Genomic DNA, 13,770 nt, shown 5'->3' with positions numbered 1-13,770 from the left:
CCAGGCTAAGCAGAAACAAGTCGAGAGACAAGGATTTGTTATGGAAAATCAGGTGGCAGATGAGTCCGTAGTAGTGAGAAAATTTAGGCCTGAGAAGCACTGGTGACAGTGTGGAGGAGAAAACCCAAATGACATTGCACAAGAATCGCATAATCGGTTGCAATGACTGTCACAGATTAACTGTGGCGGATGCGAAGGGACGAAGTTAAATTAAGTACAGGAAGTTCTTTAAAGGAATTAGCCATAAGCGAAGACAATCGGAATTGAAACATTCTGAGGAATTGCAGCAAAGAGGAGTGACGAGCTAACTCTGGCTGTTAATCCGCGCGAGTATTGAGTAGTAAGATTTTCTTTTACTGTTATAGATTGCCACAGTGCTAAAGACAACAGTATACCTTATGAACAAACAATCTGTCTAATTCTGCCTAAAGAAATAAACCGTACTGCAAAGAAGAGAAAGTTTCATTATGCGAAAATGGTACAGTCTTATAGACAAGGTATATGCATTACCGAGGCTGGAACAAGCCTACCGTGAGGTAAGGAAAAACAAAGGTTCCAGAGCCAAGGGAGTGGATAACCAAAGTATAGCTGATTTTAGTTCAGCTTTAGAGGAGAATTTGTGCCAACTCTCCAGGGAACTGAAAGAGGGGAGATATAGGCCACAGCCGGTAAGGCGGGTCTATATCGATAAACCAGACGGGAGCAAGAGAGGATTGGGTATCCCAACCATCAAAGACCGCATTGTACAACAATCGCTGCTTAATGTGTTGCAACCTATCTTCGATCCCGAATTCCATCCCTCCAGTTATGGGTATCGTCCTAAACGAAGTGCTCATCATGCCATTGCCAAAGCAGAGCGCTTTAGTCGGTACTATGGTCTGGATCATGTAGCAGACATGGATTTATCCAAATGTTTTGATACTCTAGACCATCGGCTGATAGTGCAAAGCGTGGGCAAACGGGTAAGCGATGGAAAGATACTTAAACTGATAGGGAGCTTTTTAGAATCCGGCGCACTTGATGGAGCGCGCTTCACACCTACAAAGAAGGGGAGCCCACAAGGGGGAATTATCTCACCGCTTCTGATGAATATCTATCTGGACGCATTCGACCAGCATATGAAAAATTCAGGCATACGAATGGTGAGGTTTGCTGATGACGTGCTGTTGTTTGCACCAACCAAAGCTCAAGCTGGAAAATACATGGCTAAAGCCACGAGTTATCTGGAAAAAGAGCTTCGGTTAGAAGTGAATAAAAACAAGAGCAGTCTGACAAACCTTGAAGAAGGCATCCACTATTTAGGTGTGGTGATAAAGCCCTATGGAGTAGTGGTATCCCACAAAAGCATCAAGAGGTTCAAAAAGAAAGTAAAATTACTAACCCCTCGAACTAAAGGGCAAAGTATAGCTTTCTATATTAAAGAACTGAACCCGCTATTAAGGGGTTTTGCCAATTACTTCCGAATAGGCTTGACCAAAAAGCTGTTCCAGGATCTTTTAAGCTGGATCAGGAGAAGGTTACGAATGATGGTGATGAAAAGCTGGAAAAGCTGGAAACCTCTTCACCGACAACTAAGGCGTATGGGCTATAAGGGGAATTTTCTTAAGATATCGGTAACCCGATGGAGAAACTCCTCCACCAATTTAATACACTATGCCCTGCCCAATAAGTACTTCTCAGAATTAGGGTTGTACGCAATGGACACAGTTGAAGGGAATACTTTGCATCAGTACTATCAAACAGTACTGAATAAGATTTAACATGAGCCGTGTACGAGACCCGTATGCACGGTTCTGGAAGAGGGATGAAGATAATAAATGCTCAAATATTTATTATCTTCACCCTACTTGATTGCCAGAATGTTAAATAAAAAAAGGCGGATTTTTTAAATCCACCTTTCTTTGCCCCAAATCTACCATGAACTTAACCTACTTATGTTATGGTGAGTCTAAAGTATACTGAATAAATGTTGCGTGCAAATTTTTTAGATTAAAGGCGTAAATATCTGTTAAAGTATTGAAATTCAATATTTAATGTAAGAAAATTTGGGTTTTTGTGTAAGTTAGTTGTGGGAAGTTTTATTTTCTGAAGCGTTTTAAATTTGGGTAAAAATAAAAAAAGGCGGATTTTTATATCCACCTTTTTTTGCCCCAAATCTACCATGAACTTAACCTACTTATGTTTATGGTTCTGCTAATGTATAGATTCTTATTCCTGTAAAAAATCATTTTAGACGAAAGGCAGAAAAACTTGTTAAACTGCACTTAGTAGGCTCTCCCTTCGTTTCCTTCGTAAAAATTAATAAAAGCTCTATTCACTACCCGGTTACCACCAAAAGTTGGATAGTTCCCCGTGAAATACCAGTCACCCAGGTTTTTAGGGCAGGCTTTATGTAAATTGTCTACTGTTTGGTAAATCACTTTTACCTCTGCCTTTACATCTGTATCACAAAGTAGCTCTGAGATTTTATCTGAAATTTGCTCATCGGTAAAAGGTTCGTAGATTTCCTTAACGAAATTCTTCACTTCTTCATCGGCAAGATCTACCTGGAGTTTACACTTTTCGTAAACCTTTTCCACTATATCGTATTGGTTATTATCTTTTAAAAGCTCTAGGGCTGCCCTAAAAGCAACAAGACCTTCCAGTCGCGCCATATCTATACCGTAACAATCTGGATAACGAATTTGTGGCGCCGAAGAAACTACTACAATTTGCCGGGGGTTTAACCTGTCCATCATTTTAATGATGCTCTTCTTTAAAGTTGTTCCCCTTACAATACTATCGTCTATGATTACCAGGCTGTCTTCTGGTTTAACCACGCCGTAGGTTACATCATAAACGTGGGCTACGAGATCATCACGGCTGCTGTCTTCGGTAATAAAGGTTCTAAGCTTTACATCTTTGATCGCAATTTTTTCGGTGCGTAAACGGTGTGCTAAAATTTCCTGAAGTCTGGCATCAGTTAAAGTATCTTTTTCAGCTAGAATTGCATCGTTTTTCTGTTTATTCAATTCATCCTGTGCCGCTTCAACCATTCCGTAGAAACTGGTTTCAGCAGTATTTGGAATAAAAGAGAAAACCGTATTTATGGTATCGTGATCTATGGATTTTAATACTTCGGGCATTAATAAACGCCCAAGCATTTTACGTTCTTTATAGATTTCGGCATCGCTTCCGCGGGAAAAATAAATACGTTCAAAAGAACAGGCTTTTCGTTCCAGAGGCTCCAGAATTTGGGTGATATTTACTTCTCCACTTTTTTTAGTGATAATGGCGTGTCCCGGCGGAAGCTCATGTACATCATTAAAATCTACGTTGAAAGCGGTTTGAATCACCGGTCTTTCTGAAGCAACAACTACCACTTCGTCATCTTTATAATAATATGCGGGACGAATTCCTGCAGGGTCACGTAAAACAAAAGAATCACCGTGGCCAAGTAAACCGGCCATAGCGTAACCACCATCCCAGTTTTTAGACGATTTTCTTAGTATTTTAGCAACGTTTAATTTTTCGGCAATAATAGGAGAAGCTGAAACTTTAGAATAGCCTTGTTTTTTTAATTTTTTATAAAGTTTTTGAACTTCAGAATCTAAAAAGTGTCCAATTTTTTCCATTACCGTAACGGTATCGGCTTTTTCTTTGGGATGCTGCCCAAGCTCTACCAGGTTATTAAAAAGCTGGTTTACGTTGGTCATATTAAAATTCCCGGCCACAATAAGATTACGGTGCATCCAGTTGTTTTGCCTAAGAAATGGGTGTACACTTTCTATACTATTTTTTCCAAAAGTACCGTAGCGCACGTGTCCAAGATAAACTTCTCCCACATATGGAAGGTTTTTCTTTTGCAGCGCAACATCTTCAGAATACTCAGGGTTTGCTTTAATTTCGTCGTTAATTCTACCATTTATCTGCTCAAAAATATCCTGGATGGGTTGTGCCGCATTAGATCTAATTCGGCTTATATAGCGATCTCCGGGAGCAGTATTTAATTTAATGTTGGCAAAACCGGCACCGTCCTGGCCGCGGTTATGCTGTTTTTCCATCATTAAATACATTTTGTTAATCCCATAAAAGGCAGTACCATATTTTTCTTTATAGTACTCCAGTGGTTTTAACAATCGTATTTGGGCAATTCCACATTCGTGTTTTAAGGCGTCACTCATAATTCGTGGCAGATTTTATTCCTGCTTTATATAAAAAATGCCCTGAAAATTCAGGGCATAAGTTTAGGTTAATGCTATTTCAAATTGAGTTAATTTCTTAAACTCTGCGAGGCGCGAATTTACTTCCTCGCCTGAAAGTTCCTCCATCCTCTCGGTTCCAAATTTTTCTACGCAAAAAGATGCGAGATTAGAGCCGTATATAATGGCGTTTTTCATATTTTCAAAGCTAATATCTCCGGTTTTTGCAAGATAACCTGCAAAACCACCTGCAAAAGTATCGCCGGCACCGGTTGGATCAAAAACTTCTTCTAATGGAAGGGCGGGCGCAAAGAACACCTGCTCTTCGTGAAATAATAAAGCGCCGTGTTCTCCTTTTTTAATCACTACATATTTTGGGCCCATTGTAGCAATCTTTTTAGCAGCTTTGGCTAAAGAATATTCGCCAGAAAGTTGCCTTGCCTCTTCATCGTTAATGGTGATCACATCTACTTTGGCAATTACTTTCATTAAATCTTCCAGGGCGTTATCCATCCAGAAGTTCATAGTATCTAAAATGGCGAGTTTTGGAGATTCAATTTGTTCTAAAACGCTAAGTTGCACCAAAGGATGCAGGTTGCCCAACATCACAATTTCAGCATCTTTATAAGCATTTGGTACTACCGGATTAAAATCGGCCAGTACGTTTAATTGGGTGTCTAAGGTATCTCTGGAATTTAAATCGTTATGGTAACGGCCGCTCCAAAAGAAGGTTTTTCCGCCGGAAACCACTTCAATTCCATCTATATTTATATTGTTTCTGGTAAGCAGGTCCAGGTATTTTTGTGGAAAATCGTCTCCAACAATAGATACCACGGCGCTGTCTACATTAAACTGCGAAGCTGAAAGCCCAATATAGGTGCCTGCACCTCCAAGAATTTTATCGGTTTTCCCAAAAGGGGTTTCAATAGCATCAAAGGCTACAGTGCCTACAATCAGTAATTTACTCATAAAATGGTTTAAAAATTGTGCTGCAAATATACAGTTTGTTTTTCAAGGGCTCAATCAAAATTACTCGATAATCGAGATTTAAATATTGTACGTTTTGTCTCGAAACCAGGATATAATAGTAATAATGCCTTTATGGTTCATCTCGAATACACTACTTAAAGATTAATTCCGTTCAATTTTGTTGAAAACCTTCATCAATTAGAAGTCTTTTTTCTTTTGAGGCGGCTACCGCCAAAGCGTCGCAGCGTTCGTTTTGCGGATGCTCATTATGTCCCTTTATCCACCTAAAGCTTACATTATGTTTGCGTATTTCTTTTAGAAATTCTATCCAGAGATCCCCATTCTTTCGATCTTTAAAATTTTTCTTTTCCCAGCCAAACACCCATTTTTTATTAACCGCATCTGCAACATATTTTGAATCGGTAAAAACTATAGCAGAAACTCCGGGCTTTTTCAGCTTTTTTAAAGCTTCAATTACTGCCAGCAATTCCATCCTGTTATTAGTGGTGTGTTTAAAACCTTTTGAAAATTCTTTGCGGTAGGCTTTTCCTACCCATTCCATTACAATGCCGTAACCGCCGGGGCCGGGGTTTCCTCTCGCGGCGCCATCGGTATAAATGTGTACCTGGGTTGTTTGCACTATTGTGATTTCTTTTGAAGTAATTGCTGAAGGATTTCTGGAAAATGTTTGTACTCCAGCTTATGAATTTTTTCTGCAAGACTTTCGGGAGTGTCTTCTTCTGAAATATCTGTTTTCGCCTGAAAGATTATTTCGCCTTCATCATAATTTTCATTTACATAATGAATGCTAATCCCGCTTTCTTTTTCCTTATTTTGAATTATAGCTTCGTGCACATGCATTCCATACATTCCTTTACCGCCATATTTTGGAAGTAGTGCCGGATGTATGTTTACAATCTTATTAGGAAAACGTTTTAAAATGTCTTCGGGGAAAATCCACATAAATCCTGCTAAAACAATTAAATCTGGATTTATATCTTCTAAAATATGCAGAACATCGTAACTATTATAGAGTGCATCCCGGTCAAAATGAAGCGCTTTAACATTGAGATCGTGTGCTCTTTTTAGCACTTTAGCCGATCTTTTGTTCGAGAAAACCGCTACCACACTGGCATTGGGCTGTTTCTGAAAAAATTTAATGATATTTTCGGCGTTGGTTCCCGAGCCGGAAGCAAAGACAACTATTTTTTTTTGTAGGGTATGGGTTGGATTGCTCAAAATAAGCTTGTTAACAATTATTAGAATGTAAAATTAAGTCCTTTCAACTAAATTTATGTAAATTACGATCACATTTTTAAAGTAAAAATCGGTTTTAAAATAAAGTTTTTTATTTTTGCCACCTAATCAAAATTAAAATAAAAGTATTATGTCAGACATTGCATCAAGAGTAAAAGCGATTATCGTTGACAAGTTAGGTGTTGACGAGAACGAGGTTGTAAACGAAGCAAGCTTCACAAACGATCTGGGTGCTGATTCATTGGACACTGTGGAATTGATCATGGAATTCGAAAAAGAATTCGATATCCAGATTCCTGATGACCAGGCTGAGAACATTGCCACAGTAGGTCAGGCAATTTCTTATATTGAAGACGCAAAAAAATAAAAAGAGTATAGACCATATGGAGTTGAAGCGAGTTGTAGTAACGGGCTTGGGAGCCCTAACCCCCATTGGTAACAATATTGAAGAATATTGGGAGGCTTTGGTAGCCGGAAAAAGTGGTGGTGCACCTATTACCTATTTCGATACTGAAAAATTCAAAACCAAATTCGCTTGTGAACTCAAAAATTTTGATCCACTCGATTTCTTTGACCGTAAGGAAGTAAGAAGACTGGACAGGTTTGCCCAATATGCCATTGTAGCTTCAGATGAAGCAATAAAAGATTCCGGCATCAACCTGGAGACTGTAAACAAGTACCGTGTTGGTGTAATATGGGGGGCCGGAATTGGCGGATTGGAAACTTTTCAGAACGAAGTGATAAACTTCGCGACGGGAGATGGTACACCAAGGTTTAATCCTTTCTTTATCCCTAAGATGATTGCGGATATTGCCCCGGGTAATATTTCTATTCGTCATGGGTTTATGGGAGCAAATTATACTACCGTTTCAGCTTGTGCATCTGCAGCAAATGCTATGATAGATGCATTAAATAATATTAGGCTGGGACATAGTGATATTATTGTTTCCGGAGGTTCGGAAGCTGCGGTAACCATGGCTGGTATGGGTGGTTTTAATGCTATGCACGCCCTTTCTACACAAAACGATAACCCCGAAACGGCATCAAGACCTTTTGATGCTACTCGAGACGGATTTGTGTTAGGGGAAGGTGCCGGTACACTTATTCTTGAAGAATATGAACATGCCAAAGCCAGAGGAGCTAAAATTTATGCTGAAGTACTTGGAGGAGGATTATCTTCTGATGCTTACCATATGACGGCACCACATCCTGAAGGAAACGGAGTTGTTGCGGTTATGGAAAACTGTCTTCGAAATGCAGAAATGAAACCCGAAGATGTAGACGCCATTAATACGCACGGAACTTCTACTCCATTAGGAGACGTAGCCGAATTAAAAGCGATAAGTAAGGTTTTTGGTGAACACGCCAAAACAATTAATATTAATTCAACAAAATCAATGACCGGGCATTTGCTTGGTGCTGCAGGAGCTGTAGAAGCAATTTCTGCAATTTTGTCTATGAAACATGGAATAGTACCACCTACTATTAACCACGAACATAAAGATGAAAATATTGATCCTGAATTAAACCTTACTCTTAATAAGGCCCAAAAACGTGATGTAAAGGTGGTAATGAGCAACACGTTTGGATTTGGAGGTCACAACGCTTGTTTATTATTTAAAAGATTTGATGAATAACCTTTAATTATGGGCGTTCTTCGAAATATATTAAATTCCCGTTCTGATAAAGGCGGGAATTTTTTTTCCGTTTTATATAAAATTCTGGGATTTAAGCCCAAGAATATTCTTCACTACCGCAAAGCCTTTACCCACCGTTCTTTAAATATTAAAGATGAAAAGGGAAATGCGGTGAGTTTTGAACGCCTGGAGTTCCTGGGAGACGCCATGTTAAGCGCTGTAATAGCTTCCCACCTTTTTAAAGCAGTTCCTGGCGGAAATGAGGGTTATCTTACCAAAATGCGTTCTAAAGTAGTTAGCCGAAAGCATTTAAATGAGCTTGGTAAAGACCTGAAACTTATAGACCACGTTCAAACTAATATTCCCAAAGATCAATTTGGAGCAAATATTCACGGCAATTTATTTGAAGCATTAATTGGCGCAATATATCTAGACCGCGGTTATAAATATTGTAAGCGTTTTATTTACGAAAGAGTGATAGATCCTTATGTAGATATAGAACAATTAGAAGGCCAGGTAATAAGTTATAAAAGTCTGTTTATTGAGTGGTGTCAAAAAGAAAAACGGGAATTCGACTTTGAAGTTTATGAAGATACCGGGAACGATGAAATAAAGCATTTTGCTGTAAAATTGAGGTTAGATGATAAAGTTGTTGCCAAGGCAAGGGCAACCTCAAAAAAGAAGGCCGAAGAAAAAACAGCAAAACGGGCTTATTATGCACTTCAAAATAAAATCACATAAAATTATGAAATTAGTGCAAACTATAACGTTTTCGTAGATAAATACGAAGTTTTGGTACGATAAACCTTCATTTTTCTCAATCTTATCTTATCTTTAACCTTAAATTAAAAGCTATGCAATCTCATAAAATGCTGCTTGAGGATGTAGAGGAAGATGATTTTGGCTTAATAGCACTATATGGTGATTTAGAAGAATATAAGATGGCCTATTTATTAAATAAGCATCTTAAACTTCAATTAAAAAGAGAACGCAGGGATATAGACTTCAACCATAAATCGGTAGAAGCTTTCTACGCCCATTATACCTTTAAAGATCTGGCGAATTTCAGGTCTTATCACCTTGTGGCCAATAAGTTTAAAGGAGAACCAAAAAAGATATTAAGCTCGGGTTCTTTATTTGAAGAAGAAGAAGTTAGACCCTTACAGGTAAACCTGGTGCCTGAGTATAAAAAGGTAGATTTCTTTCTTAAAATAGATGAGGAGCTAAATCAAAAAGACCTCAATTTACTTGTTAATGCCATAAGCCAGATACCGCAGGTAATAGCAGTTTATAAAATTGACACAGATTTATTAAAATCTAAACAAAATTTAATTTTTGAATAATGCCAACAAATAAGAAGACTAAAATCGTTGCAACCCTAGGCCCGGCAACGAGTTCCAAAGAAACCTTAGATAAAATGCTCCAGGCCGGAGTAAACGTTTTTAGAGTTAATTTTTCCCACGCTAATTATGACGATGTAAAAGAACGCATTAACATGATTAGAGACCTGAACAAAGAAAAAGGCTACAATGCCGCAATTCTTGGAGATTTACAGGGTCCTAAACTTCGGGTAGGAGTGATGAAAGACGAAGTGGTAGTTTCAGAAGGTGATGAAATTATTTTTGCTACCGGAAAAGAATTTAAAGGAACCGCAGAACGCGTTTATATGAATTATGAAACTTTTCCGCAAGATGTAGCTGCGGGAGAGCGTATTCTTTTAGACGATGGTAAACTTATTTTTGAAGTAGTAAGTACAAATAAAAAAGATGAGGTTAAAACCCGGGTAATCCAGGGTGGACCTTTAAAGTCTAAGAAAGGTGTAAACCTTCCAAATACTAATATTTCGCTTCCTGCTTTAACTGAAAAGGATGTAAAAGATGCGATTTTTGCCTGTGAAATGCAGGTGGACTGGATGGCTCTTTCTTTTGTGCGTCACGCGGAAGATTTAAAAGAACTTCAGGATTTAATTAAAAAGCACAGCGAATATAAAATCCCAATTATAGCCAAAATCGAAAAACCGGAAGGTGTAGCCAATATTGATAAGATTGTGGCCTACTGTGATGGTTTAATGGTGGCTCGTGGAGATTTAGGAGTAGAAATTCCTGCGCAGGAAGTTCCACTTATTCAAAAGAAATTAGTTTTAACGGCCAAGAAAGCAAGAATTCCGGTAATAATCGCTACTCAAATGATGGAGACGATGATTACCAGCCTTACGCCAACAAGAGCCGAAGTTAATGACGTAGCGAACTCAGTTATGGATGGTGCCGATGCGGTAATGCTTAGTGGAGAAACTTCAGTAGGGCAGTACCCAGTGCAGGTGATTCAAAAGATGACACAAATTTTGGAGAGTGTTGAAAACTCACCATTAATTAAAGTTCCCCACGATCCGCCGCATGTACGTACCAAGCGTTATATTACCAAATCTGTTTGTTATCACGCGGCCCATATGGCTAACGAAATTAAGGCCAAAGCAATTTGTACCTTAACCAATAGCGGGTACACAGCTTTCCAAATCTCTGCTTGGAGGCCTGAAGCGCATATTTTAGTGTATACTTCTAATAATAGAATTCTTTCACAACTTAGTTTGTTATGGGGTGTTAAAGCTTTCCATTACGATAAATTTGTAAGTACAGACGAAACTATAGAAGATATTAACCGCATTGCAAAAGAGAAATCTTTTGTAGAGGTGGGGGATTATACCATTAACCTGGCTGCGATGCCAATTGGTGAAAAAGGTATGGTAAATACGCTAAGGATTTCAGAAATAGAATAATCTAATAATATTTATACTTCAAGCCCCGAATACACTCTATTTGGGGTTTTTTTTTGTTTAAAATTCAAACTTTAGCTGTACTTCAACTTTTTTCTCTTCTTCCGGTTTCTTTTCGCTTTTATCGGTATTTAGGTTGGAAAGAGAAATTCCCAAAAGTCGTACGGAATTCTTCATTTTTTCCTGGTATAATAACTCCTTTGCATTTTCAAGAATTAATTCTTTACTGGAGATATAGAACGAAATAGTTTTACTGCGAGTCTGCAGGGTAAAATCGCTATACTTAATTTTTAGGGTCACCGTTTTACCAGCAACCTTGCTTTTTTTGAGCCGACGTTCTATTTCTTCGGCAATGTTTTCCAGCCTTTCCAGCATAAAAATTTCCGAAGAGATATTTTCATTAAAAGTGCGTTCGGCACCAAGAGATTTTCTTATTCGGTTTGGTTTTACTTCGCTCAAATGTATACCGCGAACCACGTTGTAATAATGCGCACCGCTTTTCCCGAATTTTTCGATTAAATATTCTTGAGATTTCTTTTTAAGGTCTTTCCCGGTAAAAATACCCAGCATATACATTTTTTCAGCAGTCACTTTACCTACTCCATGAAATTTCCTGATGTCTAAAACTTCCAAAAAAGCTTCTACTTCTTCAGGATTTACAGTTTTTTGTCCGTTAGGTTTATTAAAATCACTGGCAATCTTTGCGATAAATTTATTGATAGAAATTCCTGCCGAGGCATTTAATCCTGTTTTCTCCTTAATTTTCTCCCGTATTTCTTTTGCAATTAGGCTTGCACTGGGATTTCCTTTTTTATTCTCGGTTACGTCCAGGTAAGCTTCATCTAAAGAAAGTGGCTCTACCAGGTCTGTATATTCATAAAAGATCTCCCTTATTTGTTGTGAAATCTCCCGGTAACGGTCAAAACGGGTTTTTACAAAGATTAGATGCGGGCAATTGCGTTTGGCAATTATGCTACTCATAGCGCTTTTAACGCCATATTTTCGCGCTTCATAACTTGCCGCGCTAACTACACCTCTTTGCGAACTTCCGCCCACAGCAATCGCCTTACCGCGTAATTCGGGATTATCCAGTTGTTCTACCGAAGCATAGAACGCATCCATATCTATATGAATGATTTTTCGAAGAGGAAGGTTTTGGTTCACTTTACAAAGTTAAAGAAACTTCAAGTTGTCTGGAAAGCTATTTATTTCCCAAACCTGTTATAAAATCTTTCAACTTCAGAAATTTAAAAATCGTAACTTTATAAAAATCAATTAAAAAAAATGAAGAAAGAGAAGGAGCTTAAGCAACGGGTTTTGGCTTACGTTCAGGAAGCTGATGAAGAATTACTTCATCTTATAGCAGAAGTGGCTGAAACTTATAAAAAGCAAAAAAAAGGTGATTTGTGGGATAAGCTTAGCGACATTGAGAAAGCTGCTATTCAAAAAGGCTTAGAGGATGCCAATAACGATAAGGTGTTAGCTAATGAAGATGTTATGCGAATGTTTAAAAAATGGCATTAGAGATCTTTTGGACAGAGACTGCAAAGACAGGTTTGCAGAGAGTGCTGGAATATTTGGAAGAAAATTGGACTGAAAAAGAAATATTTAAACTGGAAGAAAAACTTAAAATAGTTATTCAAATCATCATTTTAAACCCAGAATTTGTTTCCTAAGTCCACGCAAAACCCTAAGCTTTTTAAAGCTTTGATAGATAAAAATAATTATATAGTTTATAGAGAAAATAAAGAGAAACAAAGAATCGAAATAATTAATTTTAGAGGAACCAGAAAAAGACCGGTTCATTAATAAATAATATATGCCAAAAACAGCAATAATTTTAGGAGCTACCGGCCTAACCGGAGGAATGTTACTACAGCAATTACTTGAAGACGACAGGTATGGGAAAATCAAACTTTTCTCGAGAAATTCAGTAGAAAAAAAACATCCTAAAATCGAAGAACATTTAATAGATCTTTTTAAACTGGAGGAATATAAAGACAAATTTACCGCCGATGAGGTTTTTTGTTGTGTGGGTACCACCAAAAAGAAGACCCCAGATCACAATACGTACACCAAAATTGATCGCGGAATTCCTGTGACAGCGGCCAGGCTTTGTAAAGCAAATAATATAGATACATTTCTGGTAGTTTCGGCACTTGGAGCGAATCCCAAAAGCAGGGTGTTTTATAACCGTATTAAGGGGAAAATGGAGAAAGAGGTATTAGAGCAGGAAATTAAGAATACCTATATCTTACAACCTTCACTTATTACTGGTGAGCGGAAGGAAAGCCGAAGCTTTGAAAAAGTTGGAAAAGTAATGCTCAATTTTATAAATCCGTTTTTCCTGGGAACTTTACGTAAATACAAGTCTATTTCGGCTGAAAGTATTGCCAGGGCTATGGTAGCCATTGCTAATAAGCCCGAATTGGACGTAGAAAGAATTCCTTCAGATGAAATTAAAAATATAGCACACAATAATTAAATGCAGGAAATTGAACGTAAATACCTTGTACTTTCAGAAGATTTTAAAAAGGAATCATTTAAGAATTTCAGCATAAAACAAGGATTTTTAAACACCGATCCCGAACGTACAGTGCGCTTAAGAATTACCGGCGATAATGCTTTTCTTACTATTAAAGGGAAATCTTCAAAAAACGGACTTACACGTTTTGAATGGGAAAAGGAAATTGATATAAAGGAAGCCGAAGCGCTATTTGGACTTTGTGAACCTGGAGTTATAGAAAAAACCCGCTATTTGGTGAAAGGCGGTGATTTTGTTTTTGAAATTGATGAATTTCACGCTGAAAATGAAGGTTTAACCGTAGCAGAAATAGAATTGAATTCTGAAACCGATACCTTTAAGAAACCCAATTGGCTGGGAGAAGAAGTAACCGGAGATATAAAATATTATAATTCACAATTAAGCAAGAACCCGTATAAAAACTGGTAAAAT

Annotated in this window: 15 protein-coding genes; 10 read left to right on the top strand and 5 right to left on the bottom strand. The window is 37.9% G+C overall.

The genetic code is table 11. The features are described 5' to 3' along the window. Positions 1 to 467 precede the first annotated feature (467 nt). Entirely contained in the window at positions 468 to 1,760 is a 1,293-nt protein-coding gene (gene ltrA, locus AO058_RS03820) for a group II intron reverse transcriptase/maturase (RefSeq protein WP_075325137.1), read from the top strand. A gap of 504 nt (positions 1,761 to 2,264) precedes the next feature. Here the strand turns inward: ltrA and AO058_RS03815 are convergent. From AO058_RS03815 to purN, 4 genes are all read right to left on the bottom strand, one after another. Then, positions 2,265 to 4,163: an amidophosphoribosyltransferase gene (locus tag AO058_RS03815; RefSeq protein WP_075325316.1), complete on the bottom strand. Its 1,899-nt coding sequence runs from the start codon at positions 4,161 to 4,163 to the stop codon at positions 2,265 to 2,267. 63 nt (positions 4,164 to 4,226) lie between these two features. Then, positions 4,227 to 5,150: a PfkB family carbohydrate kinase gene (locus AO058_RS03810; RefSeq protein WP_075325315.1), complete on the bottom strand. Its 924-nt coding sequence runs from the start codon at positions 5,148 to 5,150 to the stop codon at positions 4,227 to 4,229. A gap of 172 nt (positions 5,151 to 5,322) precedes the next feature. Beyond that, entirely contained in the window at positions 5,323 to 5,790 is a 468-nt protein-coding gene (gene rnhA / locus AO058_RS03805; protein WP_075325314.1) for a ribonuclease HI, read from the bottom strand. Further along, complete coding sequence (gene purN, locus AO058_RS03800; protein WP_075325313.1) at positions 5,790 to 6,389, bottom strand: phosphoribosylglycinamide formyltransferase; 600 nt, start codon at positions 6,387 to 6,389, stop codon at positions 5,790 to 5,792. The genes rnhA and purN overlap by 1 nt, the downstream gene beginning before the upstream one ends. A gap of 148 nt (positions 6,390 to 6,537) precedes the next feature. Here purN and AO058_RS03795 point away from each other — a divergent pair, with 148 nt between their 5' ends. The 5 genes from AO058_RS03795 (at position 6,538) to pyk (ending at position 10,817) form a co-directional block, all read left to right on the top strand. Further along, complete coding sequence (locus AO058_RS03795) at positions 6,538 to 6,774, top strand: acyl carrier protein (protein WP_013069791.1); 237 nt, start codon at positions 6,538 to 6,540, stop codon at positions 6,772 to 6,774. 16 nt (positions 6,775 to 6,790) lie between these two features. Beyond that, positions 6,791 to 8,044 (top strand): beta-ketoacyl-ACP synthase II, encoded by a 1,254-nt coding sequence (fabF, locus tag AO058_RS03790; RefSeq protein WP_075325312.1) that lies wholly within the window; start codon positions 6,791 to 6,793, stop codon positions 8,042 to 8,044. Between the two features lie 9 nt (positions 8,045 to 8,053). Continuing rightward, on the top strand, positions 8,054 to 8,785 hold the full coding sequence (rnc, locus tag AO058_RS03785; RefSeq protein WP_075325311.1) for a ribonuclease III: 732 nt from the start codon (positions 8,054 to 8,056) through the stop codon (positions 8,783 to 8,785). Positions 8,786 to 8,898: 113 nt separating this feature from the next. Next, positions 8,899 to 9,387, top strand: coding sequence for an IPExxxVDY family protein (locus AO058_RS03780; RefSeq protein WP_075325310.1), 489 nt, complete (start codon positions 8,899 to 8,901; stop codon positions 9,385 to 9,387). Beyond that, on the top strand, positions 9,387 to 10,817 hold the full coding sequence (gene pyk, locus AO058_RS03775) for a pyruvate kinase (RefSeq protein WP_075325309.1): 1,431 nt from the start codon (positions 9,387 to 9,389) through the stop codon (positions 10,815 to 10,817). Before AO058_RS03780 ends, pyk begins: the two co-directional genes overlap by 1 nt. A gap of 57 nt (positions 10,818 to 10,874) precedes the next feature. Here pyk and dinB read toward each other — a convergent pair whose 3' ends face one another. Further along, entirely contained in the window at positions 10,875 to 11,936 is a 1,062-nt protein-coding gene (gene dinB / locus AO058_RS03770) for a DNA polymerase IV (RefSeq protein WP_442974484.1), read from the bottom strand. A 162-nt stretch (positions 11,937 to 12,098) separates the two neighbouring features. On the opposite strand from dinB, the gene AO058_RS03765 reads away from it, so the two are divergent. The 4 genes from AO058_RS03765 (at position 12,099) to AO058_RS03750 (ending at position 13,767) form a co-directional block, all read left to right on the top strand. Then, a complete protein-coding gene (locus tag AO058_RS03765) occupies positions 12,099 to 12,338 on the top strand; it encodes a hypothetical protein (RefSeq protein ID WP_075325307.1) in 240 nt (79 codons plus the stop codon). Beyond that, the gene (locus AO058_RS18620) at positions 12,329 to 12,490 is read left to right on the top strand and encodes a hypothetical protein (protein ID WP_232228886.1); all 162 of its coding nucleotides are present in this window, start codon (positions 12,329 to 12,331) and stop codon (positions 12,488 to 12,490) included. Before AO058_RS03765 ends, AO058_RS18620 begins: the two co-directional genes overlap by 10 nt. A gap of 143 nt (positions 12,491 to 12,633) precedes the next feature. Beyond that, on the top strand, positions 12,634 to 13,299 hold the full coding sequence (locus tag AO058_RS03755; protein ID WP_075325306.1) for an NAD(P)H-binding protein: 666 nt from the start codon (positions 12,634 to 12,636) through the stop codon (positions 13,297 to 13,299). After that, positions 13,300 to 13,767, top strand: coding sequence for a CYTH domain-containing protein (locus AO058_RS03750; protein WP_075325305.1), 468 nt, complete (start codon positions 13,300 to 13,302; stop codon positions 13,765 to 13,767). It begins immediately after the preceding gene. Positions 13,768 to 13,770 lie beyond the last annotated feature (3 nt).

Source organism: Salegentibacter sp. T436 (assembly GCF_001932675.1).
In the GTDB taxonomy this organism is placed as follows: domain Bacteria; phylum Bacteroidota; class Bacteroidia; order Flavobacteriales; family Flavobacteriaceae; genus Salegentibacter; species Salegentibacter agarivorans.
This window is presented reverse-complemented; position numbering and strand designations above follow the sequence as displayed.

What these genes read in the sequence shown, in the direction of transcription:
- AO058_RS03755 (WP_075325306.1), top strand. Translation starts at nt 12,634, where the DNA reads ATGCCAAAAACAGCAATAATTTTAGGAGCTACCGGCCTAACCGGAGGA.
- rnc (WP_075325311.1), top strand. Translation starts at nt 8,054, where the DNA reads ATGGGCGTTCTTCGAAATATATTAAATTCCCGTTCTGATAAAGGCGGG.
- AO058_RS18620 (WP_232228886.1), top strand. Translation starts at nt 12,329, where the DNA reads ATGGCATTAGAGATCTTTTGGACAGAGACTGCAAAGACAGGTTTGCAG.
- AO058_RS03810 (WP_075325315.1), bottom strand. Translation starts at nt 5,150, where the DNA reads ATGAGTAAATTACTGATTGTAGGCACTGTAGCCTTTGATGCTATTGAA.
- AO058_RS03750 (WP_075325305.1), top strand. Translation starts at nt 13,300, where the DNA reads ATGCAGGAAATTGAACGTAAATACCTTGTACTTTCAGAAGATTTTAAA.
- AO058_RS03765 (WP_075325307.1), top strand. Translation starts at nt 12,099, where the DNA reads ATGAAGAAAGAGAAGGAGCTTAAGCAACGGGTTTTGGCTTACGTTCAG.
- AO058_RS03815 (WP_075325316.1), bottom strand. Translation starts at nt 4,163, where the DNA reads ATGAGTGACGCCTTAAAACACGAATGTGGAATTGCCCAAATACGATTG.
- dinB (WP_442974484.1), bottom strand. Translation starts at nt 11,936, where the DNA reads ATGGATGCGTTCTATGCTTCGGTAGAACAACTGGATAATCCCGAATTA.
- AO058_RS03780 (WP_075325310.1), top strand. Translation starts at nt 8,899, where the DNA reads ATGCAATCTCATAAAATGCTGCTTGAGGATGTAGAGGAAGATGATTTT.
- AO058_RS03795 (WP_013069791.1), top strand. Translation starts at nt 6,538, where the DNA reads ATGTCAGACATTGCATCAAGAGTAAAAGCGATTATCGTTGACAAGTTA.
- fabF (WP_075325312.1), top strand. Translation starts at nt 6,791, where the DNA reads ATGGAGTTGAAGCGAGTTGTAGTAACGGGCTTGGGAGCCCTAACCCCC.
- pyk (WP_075325309.1), top strand. Translation starts at nt 9,387, where the DNA reads ATGCCAACAAATAAGAAGACTAAAATCGTTGCAACCCTAGGCCCGGCA.
- ltrA (WP_075325137.1), top strand. Translation starts at nt 468, where the DNA reads ATGCGAAAATGGTACAGTCTTATAGACAAGGTATATGCATTACCGAGG.